The following is a 22047-nucleotide window of genomic DNA, read 5'->3' on the forward strand; positions in this document are numbered from 1 at the left end:
TCAACATCCTTGAAGATTTCCTTGAGGTTATCATGCGCTACAGCTACATCATAATACTTTCCACGGAATCCTTTCAATATAACTACATAAAACGTTCCTAATTATCAATCAAACATTAAATATATGTAAAAAATCACCCTATTCATTCATTTTTAATGCTTATGTATGTACATTTATTAATTTATTAGTTATATTATGGGTATTGAATGATTACGAAAAGTTAATAAATCGCTTGTATAACACCTTATATTTTTATATCCGTGAAAACTGCAAAATGTATAAAATTCCATTTGTCAAATGAATTTAATGCGGAAGGAGGTTTGTGGTTACTTCATCGGGATATAATAATCAGTTTTGAACTGATAAAAATATAGGAGGCGACATAATGTTTCGTACGATTTCAAATTTCATGAGAGTAGCTGAGATAAGAAACAAAATTCTTTTTACACTAGCGATGCTAATTGTTTTTCGAATTGGCACGTTTATTCCAGTTCCTCATACTAACGCAGAGGTATTAAAAGTACAAGATCAAGCCAACGTTTTAGGCATGCTGAACGTATTTGGCGGAGGAGCACTGCAACACTTCTCAATCTTTGCTGTAGGTATCACACCATATATTACAGCTTCTATCATTGTACAATTACTACAAATGGACGTTGTACCTAAATTTACAGAATGGGCAAAGCAAGGAGAAATGGGCCGTAAGAAATCAGCTCAATTTACTCGATACTTTACAATCATTCTCGCATTCATACAATCCATTGGGATGTCTTATGGTTTTAATAATATAGCAGGTGGACAATTAATTACAGATCAAAGCTGGACTACATACTTATTTATTGCGACAGTTTTAACTGCTGGTACTGCATTTTTACTTTGGTTAGGTGAACAAATTACCGCTAACGGCGTTGGTAATGGAATCTCAATGATTATCTTCGCAGGACTTGTTGCGGCGATTCCGAATGTCGCTAATCAAATTTATTTGCAACAATTCCAAAACGCAGGCGATCAGTTATTCATGCACATAATAAAAATGGTTTTAATTGGACTCGTAATTTTAGCGATAGTAGTTGGTGTTATTTACATTCAACAAGCTGTTCGTAAAATACCGATTCAATATGCAAAAGCTGTTTCAGGAAACAATCAATATCAAGGAGCAAAAAATACTCATTTACCCCTTAAAGTAAATAGTGCAGGTGTAATTCCTGTTATCTTTGCTTCAGCCTTTTTAATGACGCCGCGTACAATTGCGCAGCTCTTCCCTGATTCAAGCGTATCTAAATGGATAATTGCGAATCTTGATTTTGCACATCCATTTGGAATGACACTATATGTGGGTCTTATCGTTGCCTTCACATATTTCTACGCGTTTATTCAAGTAAATCCTGAACAAATGGCTGAGAATTTGAAAAAGCAAAACGGATATGTCCCGGGTATTCGCCCAGGTAAATCTACAGAACAGTATGTAACAAAAATTTTATACCGTTTAACATTTATCGGTGCGATTTTCTTAGGAGCAATTTCAATATTACCACTTGTATTTACAAAAATCGCTACATTACCACCATCTGCTCAAATCGGTGGTACAAGTTTACTAATCATCGTAGGTGTTGCATTAGAAACGATGAAGACGTTAGAAAGTCAACTTGTGAAGCGTCATTATAAAGGATTTATAAAAAAAGTGAATTAATTACAAAAACACACTAGAAGTCACAATAGCGACCTAGTGTGTTTTTATTATAAAACTTATAATAACGGAGGTTTTGTCATATGAGTCAAAGAATGTCTTATTATGATATTTCGCCTGATGGTATGAAAATTATGATGGATATGGAGAAATACACGAAGAAATCTTCAATTAATCGAGCTGTTAGAGAGCTTATAAAAATTAGAGTCTCTCAAATTAATGGTTGTGCTTATTGTATCGATATGCATACTTCTGATGCCCGAAAATTGGGTGAAACCGAGCAAAGAATTTATTGCTTAAATGCTTGGGATGATTGTGATTTTTATACTCCTGAAGAAAAAGTGGCTTTGGAACTATCGGAGCATATCACTCTCATTCCTACTAAAAGAGTCCCTGAAAATCTATACAACCGAGTACGTGAATACTTTGACGAAAAACAATATGTTGATCTTGTGTTAATCATTAATCAAATAAATAGTTGGAATCGAATTTCTATTGCGATGGGTAATACCGTAATAAAAAAATAATACTTATCCACCAAACAATATGCGATCGATTTAGTTAAGTGTAAAATTAAATACACCCTATATTAAAACACAGTTGGTTATTTCTCCAACTGTGTTTTTGATTTTACTATCTCCAATCTGTATTCTAACGTGTTAATCATTTTCTTCAAATTAACTATTTTTCCTTCTAAAGTTTGAATACATTTTCCGCTGTTTTCCACATCATTAAACTTTAACTACATCTCTTTTTTTAATAACTTCCCTTGCTTAAAATAAACGCCCAGCGTAGAACGATTTGCTAAAAATACACCAATCAAGATTAAACAAGCACCAATTCCCATTGCAGGATTTAATGGTTCTCCTAATACAAAATAACCTACAATAACAGCAATTAACGGAGATACATACAACCAAGTCGATGGAAATACTGGATTTGTTTTTGATAAAAGCCAGTAATATAAACCGTGTCCACCGATAGATCCTACAAATATAAGATATAAAATTGGCCATTGTACATTCCAAGATGTTAATACAGCTAAATTCGGCTGTTCCATTACAACAGATACAATTAATAGCAAAACTCCTCCATAAAACATTTGAATGCCGTTAATGAGAAATGGTGATACGTTAGGCAAATCTGAAAGTATCTCTTTAGAACGAATAGAACCTATTCCATAAAACAACTCTCCTACTAATATAACAAGGCAAGCGATACTCCATATGAATGTAAGTTCTTGATGCATTCCAGGTAAAGAAATGCAAAAAACACCAAGGAGTGCTATAACTAAAGCGACAAGTTGTTCTTTTTGCAATTTTATTTTATTTCTCTTTGATTGTAATAGCAAAATCATCATTGGGGCTGTTGCAGATAGAACTGCAGCTAATCCAGAAGAAATATATTGTTCAGCCCAGTAAAGGGTCGCGAATGTCATAAATGTTAAACAAAAACCAGCATATATAATACGTTTCGATAATAAGTAAGGCATAATATCCTTTCGCTTTAATTTAAAAATAATAATGAGAATAAGGCCCGCCAAAAAGAAACGAATTCCAGCTGAAAATAATGGTGGTGCCCCCGCTTCTATTCCAATTTTTATCGTTAAAAATGTCGTTCCAAAAATAATACATACTAAAATATAATTTAAAATGACCATTTTGCTTCCTCCTTTTTACTCTTGAAACGAGTATAGAGGATATGGTGTATAACAGTGTATCAACGCATATAACAGTTGAATAAAAATATAGTTGATTGCCAGAATGTTTTTCGCTTTAATTAAATTAAAAAGAAAAACAGGTGATTCTATGAAGATATTACTGCGTAAAGAATCCAACATACCATATTACCAACAAATATATATGCAAATTGTTGAGAGAATTCAAAGCGGGATGCTTTCACATGGTGATTACCTCCCTTCTTTACGTTCTATGGCCGATGATTTACAAATTAGTTTATTAACTGTTCGTAAAGCGTATAAGCAGTTAGAAATGAAAGAATATATACGCATTGAGCAAGGAAAAGGTGCCTATATACATAAACGTGTGAATAAAGATTTCAAACCAATTCCGTATCAATGGCAAAAAACGAAATCCATTAATGTTATGCGTTCTCAATATGTAATGAACCAACACCGTAAATATTTCGATTTTTCACAGGCAGTCCTTTATCCACGTTTATTACCAAATCCGTTTCTTTCAGATGAAATGCACAAATTACTTAATAAGGATCAAATGATACTGGCAACATACGGACCTGTTCAAGGTGACAAAGAACTTAGATTGGAAATAACAAACTACTTAAAAGAACAGCAACAAGTAGTTACAGATCCATCTCAATTATTAATTACAAGCGGTGCCCAGCAAGGAATCGATTTAATCGCCCAAACATTATTAAAGCCTGGAGACATAGTGTTAGTGGAAAGTCCGTGTTATGGAGCGGCGCTTGATGTATTTGTTAATAAAGGAGTTCAAATTATCCCTGTTAGTCTAGATAACAACGGCATTCGCTCAGATTTAATCGATGATATTTGTCAAAGAAAGAATCCTGTTTTGTTATATGTGAATCCTACTTTTCAGAATCCAACGGGCACAGTAATGAGTAAAGAAAGAAGAATGGAACTTGTAGAACTAGCAGAGCTTTATCAATTTTTCATTTTAGAGGATGATTCTTTCGGAGAAATATATTTTGAGGATTTTAAAATTCCCTCTCCAATAAAAAGCTTTGATACAAATGGTCACGTTATATATTTAAAAGGATTTAGTAAAACGTTAGCACCAGGTCTTCGCATCGCGGCACTTGCAGCTGAAGGTCCTATCTTTGAATGGTTATACGCTGTGAAGGCTTCGATGGATATTGGTAGTCCCTTATTGACACAAAAAGCACTACTTCCTTTTTTACGAGCGGAACGAATGAAAAATCATTTAGAAAAATTACGGACTGCTTTACAAATTAGACGCGATTTAACAATTGATATATTATCTCCATTAAAAGAATTAGAATTTGAAATACCTAATGGAGGATTTAACTTATGGATTACACTCCCACAGTCAATCGATCCTTTTACATTATTACAAAAAGCGAATGAAGTAGATGTTTCTTTTTTACCCGGCACAGCTTGTTTGTTAAGCCATGAAACTCAATATAATCATTTACGAATTAGTTATTCAATGTTAAATGATAAAGATATGTTGATTGGATTAGAAAGATTACATGATACAATTGCTAAGTTTAAATCAATGATTTAAACTCCAAAACAACAACTAACCTCTTATTCACACAATAAAAAACCAACACTTTAAAATTTTATTCAAAGTCAAGATATAAGCTGAACCTATTATTAATAGTGAATTCTTATCTAATGTCATACATTATATGTATAAAAATTAAAAGGATAGAAGAGCTTGAATACATTCGCCCTATCTATCCTCTTTTTAAACACAAATGACTAATCATAGCGGACTTCGCTGTCACCAGAACCCGTATTGCTCTATTGCTATGCTCAAACTTTTTATTACTACTTGTTCAATAAGAGGTGTTTTCTTCCTGCATAAAATTTATTTTATAGGGAATTCATTATACTTATTAAAACAACAACATGATATAGACAAAACCAAAGAATAAACATAATGGACTATAGAACCAAGTGTCATATCTAGCAAACTGAGAATGTTTAATTTTTTTGAAGAATCCAACAAACTTAAAATCACCAATTGCCCTAATAATGAAAACTAAAGCACAGACAATACTTCCGATTTTAGATAAACTATTTGCTTGGAACCTCTGCAAATAACCTACTTGAACAACAATAATGACACTAGCTAGTAGAATAAGAATAGCTATGAATAACGTTCCCCATATTCTCGGAGTAAAAGCGGGCTTATATTCTCCCTCTTTTACTGGAATAACAGCGGCAGAACCCCATCGACCTCCAAAAGCCCAATAAATATGCAAAAAACTGATAAAACACAGAAGCACTACAGCTACTAATGTTAATAGTAATTTCATTTATTCGCCCCCAATGTCGTAACTTTAAAAATAACATACACCACCGTATGTTAAAGTGAAAATTTTGTCCCTTCTGGTTTTATAACCATACTAGGGACATTTATCGAATAATCAATTATGCCTCAGCATAATTGCGTCCGGAGGCTTTACTTCTTTCAGTCGATGCTTGGACACCCGCTGAAAGAAGTTAAAAGCTCAACCATTTTATCAATATCAAAATTAGGATTTGCTTCAAACCTTGTCATCCATCCTACATACGTTAAATAGGCAAGTCTCGCTCGATCAATTGATTCAGTTTCGTCTATGCCCATTTTTTGATACAATTTTGCAACACAAGAAATTCTCTGTTCTTCTATATCTACTACACGTGTTGCCACAACAGGATCATATTTAGCCCAAGCATAAATACCATTCTCAATTTTTTTATCTCGATTAAAACTAATCTGTAATAGCTGTTCTAAAGAGGCATCCTGTTGCTCCATACTTTGAACAATCAGCTTTGTTGCATGTACTTCCCAAAAGTCAAGCATAGAATCTAAAAGCTCTTGATGGTCACGAAAATAGTGATAGAAGCTTCCTTTGCTTATTTTTAGCAATCGAGCAAGTGCTTCAATGCGAACTTTATGTATTCCTTCATTAGCTAATTGTTGTAATCCTACTTTTATCCAGTCTTCCCTCGTTAATTGCATATCATCTCTCCAATAAAATACGGTAGCGTATGTTTTACGTTAGGTTACTATTATTCTCATTTTTTGTCAATTATTCATTCTGTTTATTTTTGAACTTTAATGTTGTTGTTAATCGCAACATTGATCGTCATCACCCTTGGTAAAATACAAGCACATACTAAATCAAATAGATTTTCTGTTATGTCCAGTAAAATATCTTCCTCTGTAAATTTCAAGAAAATCCGGATGGTCCACAGCCTAAAACCCTTGAATAAGCATTTAGACCACTAAATTTTTCTGTATATTATTTTAAGTCATATTAGATTCACATGTATAAGGGATATATCAATGATTTTGTTGGTCAAGTATACAAACAATATAACATTCACGTAATAGAATATACTATATTACACGAAAGGAGGTAGCGATATTTGGAATTAAAAAAATTTATTGATCCCCTTCCGATTCCCTCTGTAATAAAACCTATAGGAACATATAAAGGTAAGCCGTTTTATGATGTACGTATGATTGAAACGCTACACAAGTTTCATAGTGATTTACCAAAGACGAAAGTATGGGGTTATAATGGAATGGTACCTGGTCCAACATTTGAGGTAAAAAAAGATCATCCTGTATATGTGAGATGGTCAAACGATTTACCTAAAAAACACTTCTTACCTGTTGATACAACCGTTCACGGGGCGCATGATAACCCAGAAGTACGAACTGTTGTACATTTACATGGAAGCCCAAGTGAACCAGATAGCGATGGTCATCCTGAAGCATGGTTTACGAAAAACTTTCAACAAACAGGACCTAGTTTCGTAAAAGAGATTTATCATTATACGAATCGAGAACGAGCAACCGCCCTTTGGTATCATGATCATGCACTTGGGATTACTCGTTTAAATGTATATGCAGGTCTTGCAGGACTTTACTTGATTCGTGATAAAGAAGAAAAATCACTACCCCTACCTAAAGGTAAATACGAAATACCACTTATCGTTCAAGATAAATTTTTTAATCCGGACGGTTCCCTATTTTATCCTGCTCAACCTGAAGATCCATCACCAGGTTTACCATACCCTTCTATTGTTTCTCTATTTTTAGGAAATACAATTGCAGTCAACGGGAAAGTATGGCCATTTTTAAAAGTGGAGCCCCGCAAATATAGATTTCGTTTATTAAACGCTTCTAATACTCGCACATACAAGTTCCAATTAAGTGACCTTAGCTCATTCTTTTTAATAGGAACTGATGGAGGCCTTCTTAAACGGCCGATTAAAGTACAAAGTTTAGATGTTTCACCAGCAGAGCGTATTGACATTATTATTGATTTTTCAAGGTTTGAAGGAAAAAAAGTAGTTTTACAAAATGGAATTGATTTAGATAATCCAACTGGTGAGATTATGGAGTTCCAAGTAACGAAACGATTATCCTGCCCAGATAAAAGTAAAATACCATGCAAATTAAGTAACATTGACTTTATTCCCGTAGAAAAAGTAAAGAAAGTAAGACGATTAACGTTAAATGACTCAGAGGATGAATTTGGGCGTCTCATGCTTTTATTAGATAATAAAGAATGGGCCGATCCAGTGACAGAAACACCCTTATTAAATTCTGTTGAAATATGGGAGTTAGTAAATTTGACCGTTGGGATTCATCCTATTCATATACATCTAGTTAATTTTCAAGTTCTTGATCGTCATGATTTGAATGGAAACTTATTAGATCCTCTCCCAGCTGATTTCGGTTTAAAAGATACCGTACTAGTAGCAGGTGAACAAATCGTTCGAATTATTATGAAGTTTGAACCCTATTCTGGAGATTATGTATGGCATTGTCATCGTTTAGAGCATGAAGACCATGATATGATGCGACCTTTAAAAATCATACCTTCCAGTCTTATTAAATACAAAAAGTAACACGAAAGTCCCTTCAGAATTACTGAAGGGACTTTTACATATTTGCGAAAAGTACCTTTATGTATAAGCACTTTTCAATCTATAACTATTTTTTAAGATTGTATTGCTCTAATAGCTTTTCTAACATTTCTAAAGTAACTGGCTGTGCCGTGGTAGTTAGTTGATACCCAATACGTCCGTTCGTTTCTACAGTTGCCTGTTGTAAATTCTTGATTTCATGTATACCTTTTTCTCTCAGATGCATAAACAATTGTTGTTCTGACATTTTTGCACGTAATAAATTCTTTTTTAAAATCTTTCCGTTTTCTATAACAATAATGCTAGTTCCATTGAGAAACTTTTCTAATTTTCGTGATTTCAATTCAAAAAAATGAATGATAAGTAAAACACTTGCAAAAATAAACGCAGTAAAAATAGATGGGACTACTTTCCTACTTAATATAGGTTCTACAATAATACGACCTATAGAAACAACAATAATAATTTCAGCTCTGGTCATTTGGCTAACGGACTTACTACCTGTCATTTTTAAAACAACAATTCCAGTGAGGATTAAAATAAAGCTTTCAAAAAGTATATTCATTACAGTCCAATCCTTTAATTGTGAATGTTACTAGTATTCCCATTAAAAGATTTTTATGATATTTCACATACTCATCAAATCTTTAAACCCTTCAGACCATGAAGGATATAAAGGTATCCATCCATACTCATTACGTGCTTTATTATTTGAAGCACCCCTCTCCCAGCTATTTTTCCCCGTTTGAATCTTAGGATTAAGTGCCCCTATTGCAGTTGCATATATCGGTAACCACTCTTTACTAGTAGCTGGGTAATCATCAACTATATTTACTATACCTGAGGGCCAATTAAGAGCTAACACTGCTGCCCTAGCTGCATCCTCGACATGTATAAACGAGCTTATCCCATCCGTCGCAACAATTTCGTTATTTCGAACTTGATTCGCAATCACTCCATTTTCCGTATACCACGTTCCAGGTCCATATAACGTACCGTATCGAAGTATAACTGCTTCGGATAATTCAAAGGCTGTTTCTTCTAATTTAGTAATACCATTTATCGTAGCTTGGCGAGGCATAGGAGCTGAAAAATCTAGCGGATCTGTTTCTGATGCAAGCGTATCTCCTGGTTCATATGCCCACGAAATACTTTGAGCAATTATTTTCTTTACACCTACATTTTTAGCTGCGTCAACGAGATTACGAGTACCTTCAATTCTAATTTTTGCATTATCTTCAAAATCCCATGAAGACAATGATGTTAATTAATGAATAACTACATCGGGATTTGTTTCTTCTAATACAGAAAATACAGTATGACGATTAAATACATCGGCTATTACTGGTATAGCACCAACTTTCTTTATTGCTTCTACTTGCGATTCATTACGAATCATTGCAAATATCGTATATCCCTCTTTTATTAACATTGGCAATAAAGAACGTCCTATTACACCCGTTGCACCTGCTACAAAAATCTTCATATATGTTCCTCCTCATTCTGTTATCATAAATGTGACGAAACATATGTAAAGTATGTGACAAATATTTGGTTAGTTTTTTCATTATTCATATGAAACGTATACTTTTAAAGGGTTAATAATACCTTGACTCAATTCCTCAAAACATTGTACGAGTGCAGTATAATGTATTTCATGTTGAAAAATTTCTTCTATAAATGGTGTTTGTTCTATTTTTCTAAAAAACCAATCTGCATGTTTTGGATAATCATATCCGTCACTTGACCCAATGATTTGCAATTCTTTCCGATAAAAGTCGGCGGTTAATGTTAGTTCTTCTTTATTACCATCAGAAAGTATACATATTACACCATTATTATTAAGGGCTTTTTGCAATGTACGAAATCCGCTATTTGTAGCTGAACATTCAAAACCGTAATTATATGTTTCTATTATTCGCTCTTCTGAATCATATATGTTTTTGGCACCAAATTTCTTTGCAAAGTCTCTTCTATTTCTATTAGGTTCAACCACATCCACATGATCCACACCTGCATAGTATTTTAAGAAATAACATGTGAGTAAACCCATAACTCCCATTCCAGTAATAAGTACCTTTCTATCCTGTCGAGGGTTTAATTTTAATACCCCTTTGGCAGCATCACATGAAAGAATGGATAATAAGGCAACTTTAGACTTTATATAACTAGGTATTCGAATTACTTTATGTCCCTTAACTATTCCTATCGTTTGATGCCCATAAAAAGAAACCACTTTATCGCCTACGTTTAAATTTGTTACTTTATTACCAACTTGAATAACTTCACCATAACTTTCATATCCGGTTTTTCTTGGATAAAAAGGATTTGTATCTGTAACATCCGATTCTTTATACTGTGGTAACTCTGCTCCAATACTAATTGCACCTGCGATTGTTTTAACGATAATTTCATCATCCTGTAAAGACCTAATTTTATCCGTTTGCCACTTCAGTTGTTTAGGCCCTTCTAGAACTAATTTATTTTGTTCCATTACTACCCTCTCACTTTATAAAAATATATTCTCACTAAACTTTAAGCTATAATAATCAATAGGAAAGGTTCATCCAAAATTAAAGCTATAATGTTGGCTAGCAACCAATAGTGTTAACATGATAATTGAATTTGATGGATATGGAATTAATGAGTATGCTATTGGTCCTAACTGTTCTATTAACCAGTTAATAGTAATGTATTTAAACGTGAAAAATGAAGAGTTATCTAATCAGAATCTTGTAAGTTTATTTTGTGCACGATATCATTTTGAAAACATTCCAAAGTCATTACAAGAAAACATTACAAGCGATGTCGTCATTGATTTAGACACGGACTATATTTATATCCCTAATAGATAACAATAATCTAATAAACTAAAATGGTTTAATGTAACTTACGATTCAGACAAGAATTTAATAAAATAAGTAATTGCCCAAATGGAAGTCGCGAATTGAGTGACAAAATACATTGTCCATTCGAAAGAAGTCAGTTTTCTCTCTCGTTTAATCTTCTTTAAGTATCTGTAAAATATTAATGTACTCAAAAACATAAGTAATAAAGAGAATTGTTGTAAATCATCGATTATACGTACCGCCATATACTCCATCACCCTCCTATACAAAATAAAAACTATACTTTAAGGATATCATTTATTTGGTAATGTTTTTCCATTTATTTAATAAAATTTTAAAAATGTTTTATGCGATATATGTGTAGAGATAATAAAGTTGTTTAATTTTGTTCTTAGAAATACAATAATCGCCTACTCAAAAATTTGATGGGCGATTATTATTTTTGTTTAATAATTACTTTATTTCATACCATTTTCAAAATACTTTAATTTAATCACAATATTAATAATAGGTTTTGGTGTAAATGATTCTTGCAAGTAAGCTCCTAATCTTGGACTTACTGATTTAAAAAAATAAAATTATTATGCCCGTCTCAATTACCATTATTTCGGAAAATAATGTGCTATTATAAATTCATAATTAACAAAAAATAAGAAAGAAGGGGTTGTTGTGGAAACAAAGATTATAGGAACAGAGAAGAAAATTGATTCAAAATCTCTTTTAGCTTTGGGATTATTAATTATTTCCGGGATTGTATATCAACTTTTCGCAGTTTTAGGGGGAAATATACCTGAAGTATTAGAAATGATTCTTGAAACTTTATGGAATGTTGTATTATGTGCAATTATTGGATACTATTTTTTAGGGGAAATATCGTTAGAGCAATTTAAACATTTTAATATTAAGACATTACTTTGGGGTGTGCCTTTAACAATTATCGTAGGTATGGCTTCCAACTTAATATTCAGTTACATTTTTGAACCTGCAACTAAAAATTCCGTTGCTGAAGTAATAAGTATTTCTATGATTTTATTCCGTGTGCCCTTTATGTTAATGGGTGAAGAATTGATTTGCACTAATATAATTATCGCATTACAAAAATTAGGATTAAAATTTGGCACGGCATCATTAATATGTAGTTTGTTGTTCGCTTTGTGGCATATTCCAGCTTATGGTTTTGTGCCAATGCAGTTATTAATAACTATAATCCCAATTAGATTAGCACTAAATTATATATGAAAAAATTCAAAAAGTATTTGGGTAAGTTGGATTTGTCACTTTATTTTTGACTGTATTTCATTTGTACCAATGCTTTTTAAATAACTATTTTATCCCTCTATTTGCGGGCAGTAAGACTCCCATCTCAAAATTCGGCGAATGCTAGGAAGTTAGGTGGGAGATAACTGCCCGTAAACACCCGATTGGTGAAGGCTAATAATCAGTGGAGAATGGACACCTCCACACTGATTAAAGTTTCACTTTATTTTTAAGAGGACTTTATTATTTATGTACAGTATAAAGAAAAAGAGCACTCAGCTATTGAGTGCTCTAAAAACATTAATTTTGATTCAAAACATTCTCCTCAAAATATTTCCCCCAATCTGGGCGTCTTCCGTCCATATCTGTAAATCCATACTCTCTTCCTAATTCCCATGAACTTAACGCTCGTCCCGTTTTTTCATGAACATTTGGATCACTTGCTAAAGCTGCTACTGCTCTTCCAACAAAGAAAGGAGTTTCTGATGCAATAAAATGAGGATCTTGTTTTGCTCCGTCTCGCCAATTTTCCTCTGTTACACCAAATATATCTAACATCGCTTCTGAACGAAGGAATCCTGGACTAACTGCAACTGCTGTAATATTGTGTTGTTCTAAATCTTTCGCCATTGCTTCTGCTAAATGAATCGTTGAGATTTTTGCTAAACTATAATATAAATTTCCTCTGTATTGATAGTCGACACCATCTGTAATTTCAATTACGAGTCCCTTTTTATTATTTACCATTAATGGCACACCGTAATGACTTGTAATCATATGAGAATGAACCGCTCTTTGTTGCATTAATAATCCGTTATGTAGATTGTGTTCCCAGAAAGGTTTCTCCCATTCCGTTAAAGGATCGCCACCCCAAACATCATTTACTAAAATATCAAGTTGTCCATTTTGTTCTTCTTGAATCTTTGTAAATAATGCTTTAATATCGTCTTCTACTGTATGGTCAACACGAACTGCGATTCCTATTCCGCCATGCTTTGTAACAAGCTCTGCCGTTTCTTCAATCGTTTCAGTTCTTCCCATACAGGATAAATTCCCTTTAGTACTTCTTCCTGTTACATATACAGTTGCACCCGCTTCACCAAGCATCATCGCAATTCCTCTTCCAGCATCTCTTGTTGCCCCGGCTACAACTGCTATTTTACCTTGTAATGGTTTCATGTGATTCTCCTTAGTTGTTTGATCAAGTTTAATTATTTATAGTACACTCTAACTACCCCTAATTCTTATGAAGGATTAGGGGTGGTTAGAGTAATACATTTTAAAATAAATTTACCACAAACTCAACTTGCAGTTATTTATCTTGATTCACCAGTTCATTTGAGGGTGATTCGTTTGGGAAATCTTCACAGTTACCTTTCTTGGTTATCATAATATGTTTTATCTGCGTATTTTTTATCATTTCCTTTTAGATAAGCTAAGATTACTTTTGGATTTTTAAGTAAAGCCCAGTCTCCATATTTATCAAATCTTCTGCATGAAGTTATCATTCCATTTTTAATTGTACCGAATTTCTTATTATTTTGCTTTCCCCATTCTTTTAATCGTTTAGCGAAATCTGCATCTTCAGCCATAAGCATGTTTTCATTAAATCCGTTGATTGCCATAAAGTCTTTTCTATAGCACCAAAAAATCCCTACAGATATAGCTCCATACTTAAAAAGTAAGGGGATTATTATTAACATTGCGGAAACGAATATTCCTAAAGACATCCTTTCAAACTTCCCAGTTACCCCACCACCAATGTATTTACCTGAAGCGAAATATTTGTCTACATTAGACAACATAAACTCTGTCATTTGGGTATCAGCATCTATAGTAATGATTATTTCTCCACTAGCTATTTCGGCCCCTTCATTTCGGATTTTGGATAAGTTTTTATCGTTATTTTTTAATGTAATACAGTTATAAGACCTTGCTATTTCTTCTGTGTTATCTGTGCAGCGATTTAAAACAACTATGACTTCAGTTTGATCTTTATATGCCTCTGATGCCTTTGCAATTGAATCCAAACATTTTTTAATGTACTTTTCTTCATTGTGTGCAGGAATTATAATAGAAAACTTCACATCTTTTTCTAGATTCCCTGCTAACGATTCTTTTGTTTCAGTCATAATATCCCCCTTATTTTATAAAGTAAATATCTACTATATATATTAATTTAGGTTGTATTATAGAAACTGAAGGTAAACTGTTATTTAAAAGTTTACTTCGGAGTATTTAAAACATAACAGTAAATGTAAAACAAGCATAACCCCGTTCTGATGTTAAGAAAGGGGTTAAATAATATGAATTAAATTTGATTAGTATTACGCCCTATGCCTCATTGTGCAACAGCGAGGTTCACGCTTTTTCGCTCGAAATCAGCACATCTAAATAGTGCTGATTGTACATAATGCCTAATATGTTTCCGAAGGGATCAACTACGGAAGCGGTAGTGAATCCCACGCCGCGCTCTGTAGGTGCCTCATATTCTTTCGCCCCCATAGACAACAGCTTATTGAAAGTTGCTGTTACATCATCAACATGCCAATACACGATAGCACCAGCTGGACCGGTCACTGTACCAACTGGCGCATAACGGCTATCGATTAAACCTAGCTCATGTTGGTAGTCTCCAATGCGAAATTCGGCATATCCTGGGCGTTCAAAGTATGGTTCGCTTCCTAATAGCTCAGCGTACCACTTTTTTGCAGCTGCTAAATCATCTGTCCAAAAACTAACTGTAGTTAGTCCTCGTAATGTTTGTGTATTGCTCATAATCGATTCCCTCCATAATGTTGAGTAATACTTCCTCCTACTAAACGATATAACATCTTCTGGACTACCTTTAAATTACTTACAAAGACCCCATTCTCTTATTTTTATTCAAAAAAACGACCTTTTAATGGTATATCATGTATGGAACGATTTTTTTGTAATTAAACATTATTATTGTGACTCAACCAGAGCGGTACATACAAACAAGGCTATTCTATTCTATTCAAAGCAGGCCCCCTCATAAGCATTATTCTTTTTTAAACTGAAAATCTACACGGTTCATTCGTTTTATTTCCTCAATTACTTTGCCAATCCCTTCTTCAATCTTTTCTTCTTTTACATTAGATACATTTAACTTCAACAATCTCTCTTTATGAAAGTTACTCAAATAATTTTTATTAATAGAATCTATGCTTAGTTGACTCTTGCTTAAATTTTTAATAAGTGTATCCGTAACTATGTTTCTTTTCAACTGTAAACACGTGTGTATTCCAATTGAATCTACAGATCTATAAGTAAACAAACGTGGGTTTTCATTTTGAACACCTTCTACTACTTCCGCTAGTTTCTTTGACCTATTGTAGTAAGATGCTTTAATTTTATGTTTATGCCGATCAAACATTCCGCTCTTTATATAAATTTCTAAAGCAGCTTGAGAAATCATCGGACTATCAATATCTAATATCTTTTTATATTTATTGAAAGTATTTGCAATAGCTGGTGGAATAACTGCAACACCAACTCGTAAACCTGGAAAAATAATCTTTGAGTAACTTTTCAAATATATAACATGGTTACAATTATCTTGACTGTAAAAAGGATCAACTTTTGAATCAGTTTCTAAATCTGCTAAATAATCATCTTCCACTATAAATACATTATATTTCTTCGCAAGTTGAATAATCTTTTCTCTCTCTTTTTTAGAATACGACGTTCCAAGTGGATGGTGAAACCTTGGTATTGTATAAAAGAATTTAATTTTTTCTGTGCGGAATATCTTCTCTAGTTCATTTAAATCTATCCCTTCATGTGTACGCTTTATTCCGATCACAGGGATCTTATTTATTTCTACATATTCAATATATAAATGATAACTTGGCTGCTCAATTAGTATCGTTTCGTTTTCATTTGGAAATGGTATTGAAGTTAATATAGCAAGTGCTTGCTGCACACCCGACGTTATAAATATATTATCTTCCTTCGTGAAAACTTGATAGTTTGCTAACTGTTTTTGCACAACCGAAATTAAAGATGGTAACCCTTTCGGTGTTCCGTATATAAACAAATCATTCTTATAGGTATCAATCGCTTTATTAATGCAATGCTGAAAATCTAAGTATGGAAAAACATCTGAATCTGGGGCTGAAGAAGCGAAATCAATAATCTCGTTACTTTCTACGTAACTTCCAGATTTCTTCACAACGTAGTATCCACTTTGAGGTACAGAATAAATAATATGACGCTTTTCCAATTCATGCAGCGCTCGTATTACAGTCGCCTTATTACATTCATATTGTGTAACAAGCGACCGTATAGACGGTAATTTCTTTCCTTCTTTTATCTCACCATTTTGAATCATACTTTCTAAGTCGTTCAAAACATGTAAATACTTATACATCATTACACCTCCTATATTTTTTGTACCGGTACAGTTTGTATTTGTTCACATTGTAGCACTAGATCAGAAGGATTACTATGTACGTATACTGGCCAGTAAGAAATTAACTACTATGAGGTGAAATTATGAAAAATACAACAAAAGCATATATATCAGCATTACTCTATTCATTTATTATTGGATTTTCATTTATGTTTGTGAAACTAGCACTAACCATTACGAGTCCTCTTGATACACTGGCTCACCGTTTTACAGTTGCCTTCATAGCAGCAAATATTCCGGTTATTTTCGGTTTCGTAAAGTTAAATATTTCATTCAAAAACATACTTGCACTTTTACCACTCGCAATATTTTATCCGGCACTATTCTTTGCTTTCCAAGCATTTGGATTAGTATATACAAGTTCTTCTGAAGCTGGAATTATACAAGCAGCTATTCCTATATTTACAATGATACTCGCTTCCTATTTTTTAAAAGAGTATACGAATACATGGCAAAAAACATCTGTATTTATTTCTGTCGTCGGTGTCATATATATATTTATCATGAATGGTATAGGAGCTCATGAAACGAATTTCATCGGGGTTATTCTCATTTTATTATCGGCATTATCATCTGCTTGCTATAATGTGTTAGCTCGAAAAATGACAAAGAAATTCAAGTTAATGGATTTAACATACACAATGACAGCAATTGGTTTTATTACTTTTAATTTAATCGCTATCGTCAGCCATATAAACAAAGGTACAACAACTGTATACTTTAAGCCATTTACGAACAGCACATTTCTTATCTCCATTTTATATTTAGGATTACTATCATCCTTACTGACAGCATTATTATTAAACTATTCATTATCTTATATTGAAGCAGCCAAAATAAGTGTTTTTAGCAACTTATCTACACTTATTACCATTATCGCAGGCGTTGTATTCTTACACGAGCAAATTGCCTATTATCATATTGTCGGTACACTTATGATTGTTCTTGGAGTAATAGGCACAAATTTTCTAGAAAAAAAAGGAATCATAGCGAAAAAAAAGAATACCTCCTTGAGTAAATAAAAAGTGAGGGGTAAATAATGCAGAACTCTAATACGATCGATATCCGTAATATATATGAGCTAGAGCACGAATTGTCTACTTTATTAAGTAAACCCATTTCTTCAGGAGAAGATTTAGAAAATTGGCTGAAAATACAGTCGAAATTAATATGGGAAATCGAAGAACAATTAAGAGCACACTATATTGACTTTCAATGTAATACAGATAACAAAGAAATAAAAGATACGTTTGAATATGATCAACAATATGTAAGGCCTCTTTTGAAACGTTATCAAAATTCCTTTGATAATAAATATTTAGAGTCACCATTTCGAATGCAACTTGATCCAAAAACTTATAGCTTACTAGATAAAAAAATAAAAAATGCGCAAACATTATTTTGTGAAAAGAACATTGATTTAGAAGTAAAAGAAGACAAATTAGTAACCGAGTACTTCGAAATTACAGGCAGTTTGACTGCACTATGGGATGGCGAAGAAAAAACAATTACTGAACTACAGTCTTACTTACAAAATCCGAATCGTGATATACGAAAAAAAGCAAAAACGCTCATTTCTGAAAAATTCTTATCTGTTGAAAATAATTTACAACATATTTTAAATGAATTAATTGCAATCCGTCACCAAAAGGCAAAAAACATTCAATTAGATAATTATCGTGATTATATGTTTAAAAAATATGAACGTTTTGATTATACGGCTGATGATTGCTATGAACTTGCAGAATCCGTTCGTAAATACGTTGTGCCACTTATTGATAATATATTTAATGAGAAAAAAGCTGAACTTCAAGTAGATACACTTCGTCCGTGGGATCTAAAAGCAGCCGCACCAAATCAAAAAGTATTAAAACCCATTGAAGACGAGAGTGATTTAATCGAAAAAAGTTCTCATATTTTACAAAAACTAGACCCAGAATTTTCTGCATTATTGAGCCGTATGCATAAAAATGATTGCTTAGATTTAGAAAGTCGTAAAGGAAAAGCACCTGGAGGATTTTGCGAACACTTACCTGCTTCTCAATTATCTTTTATTTTTATGAATCTCAATCATACACATTATGATGTTACTACTTTCCTCCATGAAATGGGCCATAGTATTCATAATGAATGTATGAAGCAGCTAGAGCTACAAAAATATTTAGAAATCCCTTCAGAATCAGCTGAGCTAGCTAGCATGACAATGGAATTGTTTTCGATGGAGTATTGGGATACATTTTATGAGAATACAGAAGAATTTATAAAAGCAAAATTAGATTTCTTTAAAGATATTGTTAAGTATTTACCACAAATGCTTATCGTTGATCAATTCCAACATTGGATGTATGAAAATCCAAATCATACTGCTAAAGAAAGAAATGAAAAATATTTAGAATTACATCACACTTACCAATCGAATGTGGTAAATATTGAAGGTTATGAAAACTGGATAGCAACTGGCTGGTTACCTGTACTACACATATTCGAAATACCATTCTATTATATCGAATATGCAATCGCGCAGCTTGGTGCATTGCAAATGTATAAACAATATAAAGAGAATCCTAAACAAGCACTACAAAATTACAAACAAGCATTATCTCTAGGTAGCTCTGAATCCTTACCAGAGGTATATGAAGCAGCTGGAATTCGTTTTGATTTTTCTAGTAAGACAATAAAAGAATTAATGGCATTTGTAGAAGAAGAATTAAATTTACTTGAACAAATATAAGTAAAAAAGATGCACCTATACTTTTAGGTGCATCTTTTTTACTGTATTCTCTTCTAATTAGTTTCAATTTTCATCTCGCTTTATTAATAAGCTCTATATATTGTAGGTCCCCATATCCTATTGTTGGAAAAAGATTAAACAACCTTTTTAATAACTCTTGTGTTGGTAAACCTTTATTTTTGGAGATATACTTTACTACTACATTATTTTCTTTTAACATTTCTAAATATAAATCTATCGCCTGATACATTACAGGTAGTACCTCATGAGATGGCTTTTTATGATTTACTAGAACTTCATTGTAAACAGAAAAATAGTTCCCTAATTCAAGTTCAATTTGACTAACTTTAAATTCATCCTCTCTGAAGCTATTTAAGTATACTTTGCCCTTATAACCAGACTGTTCAAGGTAAGAAAGTACTGTAAGTAGATTCATTTGGCAAAACATATCTTCACCGAACCATAAAACAATACATTTATACTCTTTCTTAAAAAGATTCTCTAAAGGATGAATAACCTTTTTCGTATAACTTTCTACAGTACCTTGGTGCCCATCTGCCCTTGTTTGAATAAACTCATCATCAAAAATCTGTGCGGTAGTCGCATTTACACACATAGCTTCATTAAATGGAGCGTAATAAGACTCCCTCATTAGTTTTTCACTTTTAAATTCTTCATACATAAATTGACCATTTAATATGTTTAGTACATCTTTATCAAACAGCTCACTCTTCGCATTTCGTAACTGATCAACTTCAATTTTTCTAGAAAAATTCATTCTATCCCACTCCTTTCAATCATTGATTGAGAGTTTAATAAATGATTGAACCGGTATTTTGTTAAGTTGGAATTTTCCTGGGGTTATACCGAAAACAGTTTTAAATGCTCTACTATAAGCCTCTTGCGAAGAGTAACCGTAATCAAATGCGATATCAATTATCTTTCTATCATTCGTCAAATCTTCCGTTGATAAATACAATCTTCTAAGAAGAATATATCGTCTAATACTTATCCCTGTTACTTGATGAAATTTAAGCGAACAGAAGTAAGGAGAATATCCCATATAATTAGATAATTTATCTAATGAAAACTTCTTTTTTAAATTGCCCTCAATCCATTCAATCATTAGCTGTATATGTTCATTCATTTATCCCCCTCCTCACTAAAAATTATAAGAAGTATCCACTTCTTTCTTTTGATATTTCTTGTGGTTTATAACCTTACTCTCTAGAACCTTTAAATATCATATGTAATTACTCATTTCATATTTTTTCAGCTACCTTATTTCGTTATACATTCACTTAAATTTCCAATAAAGTGAAACTTTAATCAGTGGGGAGTTTGTTCCTCCACACTGATTATTATCCCATACTAATCGGGATTTTATGGGATAAATCTTTTTTAAAGGATTCTACCAAATAAAACACGAAATTTGTAAGTTAAGGAACTAGTAGTTTTGTGAGTGGGAAATTTATGTTTGGAAAGGAAGTTAAAATGAATAATATAGAAAAAGAGATACTCAAACTAATTAATAAACTATATCCATTGGAGTTTATTGAAATGACACCAGTAACAAATGAAATGTATCAATGTCTCACAGCACAAGGTACTTACTTCGTTAGAATTACAAACTATAAAACATATGAAGAGCAATTAGAAGAAGTTACATATACGAATTTTTTATATCAAAAGGGCTTAGGAGTCCCTCCAATAATACCTTCTTCAAAGGGGAATTTAGTAGAGAAAATAATATTAGACAAAGAAGTTTTTGCTGTATTATATAAAGCTGCTCCTGGTATACATTTACCAAGAAACGACTGGAATTCTAATGTATTTAAAAAACTTGGTCAACAAATTGGAAAATTACATCGTATATCTAAAGACTTTGAAAGAATTCAACCGGTAAATCATATAAACGACTGGTATGAAAATGAAGAGTATAATTTTCTTTACTATATCCCTAAAGAAGAAACTACTATAAGAGAAATTGCATTTGACGTTTTAGCTTCTATAAAGGAACTGCCAAAGAATCCTTCAAATTATGGCTTAATTCACGGAGATTTATGGTTAGAAAACATATTAGTCGAAAATAATTCAAATTTAACAATGATTGATTTTCAAGACTGTGAGAAACATTTTTATATATTCGATTTAGCAGTTCCAATCTATAGTGCGATAGAGTATTCATTCGTTGGGAATGGTAACATAGTTGACTATGAGAGTTCTATTACAAAAGCAATAGTTGAAGGATACAAAGAGGAAAATGATTTACCAAAAGAGATGCTAGACCAACTACCATTTTTTACCAAATTAAAAGAGATATTCGAATATAGTTTAATGCATATGTATTGGGATAAAGAAGAATTAACTGAGGAAGAGGTACGGATAATGAATCTTTATAGAATGAAGATCGAAAATAATCATTCTTTCATTAACATCACTTGACACTCCCACCCCTAAAGGGGT

The 22047-nt window shown here is 32.6% G+C and carries 18 protein-coding genes and 3 pseudogenes; 9 read left to right on the forward strand and 12 right to left on the reverse strand.

Annotated features, from left to right (window positions below):
* Positions 1 to 385: 385 nt before the first annotated feature.
* On the forward strand, positions 386 to 1690 hold the full coding sequence (secY, locus tag SJY24_RS17310; RefSeq protein WP_002069884.1) for a preprotein translocase subunit SecY: 1305 nt from the start codon (positions 386 to 388) through the stop codon (positions 1688 to 1690).
* Between the two features lie 80 nt (positions 1691 to 1770).
* The gene (locus SJY24_RS17315) at positions 1771 to 2214 is read left to right on the forward strand and encodes a carboxymuconolactone decarboxylase family protein (protein ID WP_000083090.1); all 444 of its coding nucleotides are present in this window, start codon (positions 1771 to 1773) and stop codon (positions 2212 to 2214) included.
* 215 nt (positions 2215 to 2429) lie between these two features.
* On the opposite strand, the gene SJY24_RS17320 is transcribed toward SJY24_RS17315, so the two are convergent.
* Positions 2430 to 3347, reverse strand: coding sequence for a DMT family transporter (locus tag SJY24_RS17320; protein WP_377865594.1), 918 nt, complete (start codon positions 3345 to 3347; stop codon positions 2430 to 2432).
* A gap of 148 nt (positions 3348 to 3495) precedes the next feature.
* Here SJY24_RS17320 and pdxR point away from each other — a divergent pair, with 148 nt between their 5' ends.
* Positions 3496 to 4935 (forward strand): MocR-like pyridoxine biosynthesis transcription factor PdxR, encoded by a 1440-nt coding sequence (pdxR, locus tag SJY24_RS17325; protein ID WP_377865595.1) that lies wholly within the window; start codon positions 3496 to 3498, stop codon positions 4933 to 4935.
* Positions 4936 to 5272: 337 nt separating this feature from the next.
* Here the strand turns inward: pdxR and SJY24_RS17330 are convergent, their stop codons facing one another.
* Both SJY24_RS17330 and SJY24_RS17335 read right to left on the reverse strand, forming a co-directional pair.
* The gene (locus tag SJY24_RS17330; RefSeq protein WP_098271957.1) at positions 5273 to 5695 is read right to left on the reverse strand and encodes a DUF3995 domain-containing protein; all 423 of its coding nucleotides are present in this window, start codon (positions 5693 to 5695) and stop codon (positions 5273 to 5275) included.
* A gap of 155 nt (positions 5696 to 5850) precedes the next feature.
* The gene (locus SJY24_RS17335; RefSeq protein WP_377865596.1) at positions 5851 to 6384 is read right to left on the reverse strand and encodes a TetR/AcrR family transcriptional regulator; all 534 of its coding nucleotides are present in this window, start codon (positions 6382 to 6384) and stop codon (positions 5851 to 5853) included.
* 410 nt (positions 6385 to 6794) lie between these two features.
* On the opposite strand from SJY24_RS17335, the gene SJY24_RS17340 reads away from it, so the two are divergent.
* Positions 6795 to 8288, forward strand: a complete 1494-nt coding sequence (locus SJY24_RS17340; protein ID WP_377865597.1) for a multicopper oxidase family protein — start codon at positions 6795 to 6797, stop codon at positions 8286 to 8288.
* An 85-nt stretch (positions 8289 to 8373) separates the two neighbouring features.
* On the opposite strand, the gene SJY24_RS17345 is transcribed toward SJY24_RS17340, so the two are convergent.
* The 3 genes and pseudogenes from SJY24_RS17345 to SJY24_RS17355 all read right to left on the reverse strand — a co-directional run bounded on the left by SJY24_RS17345 (position 8374) and on the right by SJY24_RS17355 (position 10800).
* Positions 8374 to 8871 carry a DUF421 domain-containing protein gene (locus SJY24_RS17345; RefSeq protein WP_001022986.1) on the reverse strand — a complete coding sequence of 166 codons (498 nt, stop codon included), beginning with the start codon at positions 8869 to 8871 and terminating at the stop codon, positions 8374 to 8376.
* A gap of 63 nt (positions 8872 to 8934) precedes the next feature.
* A pseudogene (locus SJY24_RS17350) lies at positions 8935 to 9792 on the reverse strand (NAD-dependent epimerase/dehydratase family protein).
* 81 nt (positions 9793 to 9873) lie between these two features.
* Entirely contained in the window at positions 9874 to 10800 is a 927-nt protein-coding gene (locus SJY24_RS17355) for a zinc-binding dehydrogenase (protein ID WP_377865598.1), read from the reverse strand.
* A gap of 118 nt (positions 10801 to 10918) precedes the next feature.
* Between SJY24_RS17355 and SJY24_RS17360 the strand changes: the two genes are divergently transcribed.
* Positions 10919 to 11161, forward strand: coding sequence for a hypothetical protein (locus tag SJY24_RS17360; RefSeq protein ID WP_377865599.1), 243 nt, complete (start codon positions 10919 to 10921; stop codon positions 11159 to 11161).
* A 35-nt stretch (positions 11162 to 11196) separates the two neighbouring features.
* Here the strand turns inward: SJY24_RS17360 and SJY24_RS17365 are convergent, their stop codons facing one another.
* Complete coding sequence (locus SJY24_RS17365) at positions 11197 to 11400, reverse strand: hypothetical protein (RefSeq protein WP_377865600.1); 204 nt, start codon at positions 11398 to 11400, stop codon at positions 11197 to 11199.
* A gap of 424 nt (positions 11401 to 11824) precedes the next feature.
* On the opposite strand from SJY24_RS17365, the pseudogene SJY24_RS17370 reads away from it, so the two are divergent.
* A pseudogene (locus SJY24_RS17370) lies at positions 11825 to 12478 on the forward strand (CPBP family intramembrane glutamic endopeptidase).
* A 234-nt stretch (positions 12479 to 12712) separates the two neighbouring features.
* Here SJY24_RS17370 and SJY24_RS17375 read toward each other — a convergent pair.
* The 4 genes from SJY24_RS17375 to SJY24_RS17390 all read right to left on the reverse strand — a co-directional run bounded on the left by SJY24_RS17375 (position 12713) and on the right by SJY24_RS17390 (position 16808).
* Entirely contained in the window at positions 12713 to 13591 is an 879-nt protein-coding gene (locus SJY24_RS17375; protein WP_377865601.1) for an SDR family oxidoreductase, read from the reverse strand.
* 191 nt (positions 13592 to 13782) lie between these two features.
* A complete protein-coding gene (locus SJY24_RS17380) occupies positions 13783 to 14544 on the reverse strand; it encodes a glycosyltransferase family 2 protein (protein WP_377865602.1) in 762 nt (253 codons plus the stop codon).
* Between the two features lie 229 nt (positions 14545 to 14773).
* Complete coding sequence (locus tag SJY24_RS17385) at positions 14774 to 15190, reverse strand: VOC family protein (protein WP_377865603.1); 417 nt, start codon at positions 15188 to 15190, stop codon at positions 14774 to 14776.
* A gap of 247 nt (positions 15191 to 15437) precedes the next feature.
* Positions 15438 to 16808, reverse strand: coding sequence for an aminotransferase-like domain-containing protein (locus tag SJY24_RS17390; RefSeq protein ID WP_377865604.1), 1371 nt, complete (start codon positions 16806 to 16808; stop codon positions 15438 to 15440).
* A gap of 125 nt (positions 16809 to 16933) precedes the next feature.
* Here SJY24_RS17390 and SJY24_RS17395 point away from each other — a divergent pair, with 125 nt between their 5' ends.
* A complete protein-coding gene (locus tag SJY24_RS17395; protein WP_377865605.1) occupies positions 16934 to 17872 on the forward strand; it encodes a DMT family transporter in 939 nt (312 codons plus the stop codon).
* 17 nt (positions 17873 to 17889) lie between these two features.
* Positions 17890 to 19581 (forward strand): M3 family oligoendopeptidase, encoded by a 1692-nt coding sequence (locus tag SJY24_RS17400; protein ID WP_377865606.1) that lies wholly within the window; start codon positions 17890 to 17892, stop codon positions 19579 to 19581.
* Positions 19582 to 19651: 70 nt separating this feature from the next.
* Here SJY24_RS17400 and SJY24_RS17405 read toward each other — a convergent pair.
* A pseudogene (locus tag SJY24_RS17405) lies at positions 19652 to 20728 on the reverse strand (helix-turn-helix transcriptional regulator).
* A 326-nt stretch (positions 20729 to 21054) separates the two neighbouring features.
* Between SJY24_RS17405 and SJY24_RS17410 the strand changes: the two are divergent.
* Positions 21055 to 22026 carry a phosphotransferase enzyme family protein gene (locus SJY24_RS17410; protein ID WP_377865607.1) on the forward strand — a complete coding sequence of 324 codons (972 nt, stop codon included), beginning with the start codon at positions 21055 to 21057 and terminating at the stop codon, positions 22024 to 22026.
* The last annotated feature ends 21 nt before the right edge of the window (positions 22027 to 22047 follow it).

Source organism: Bacillus sp. R86525, from assembly GCF_042466195.1.
GTDB classification, from domain to species: Bacteria; Bacillota; Bacilli; order Bacillales; family Bacillaceae_G; genus Bacillus_A; species Bacillus_A nitratireducens.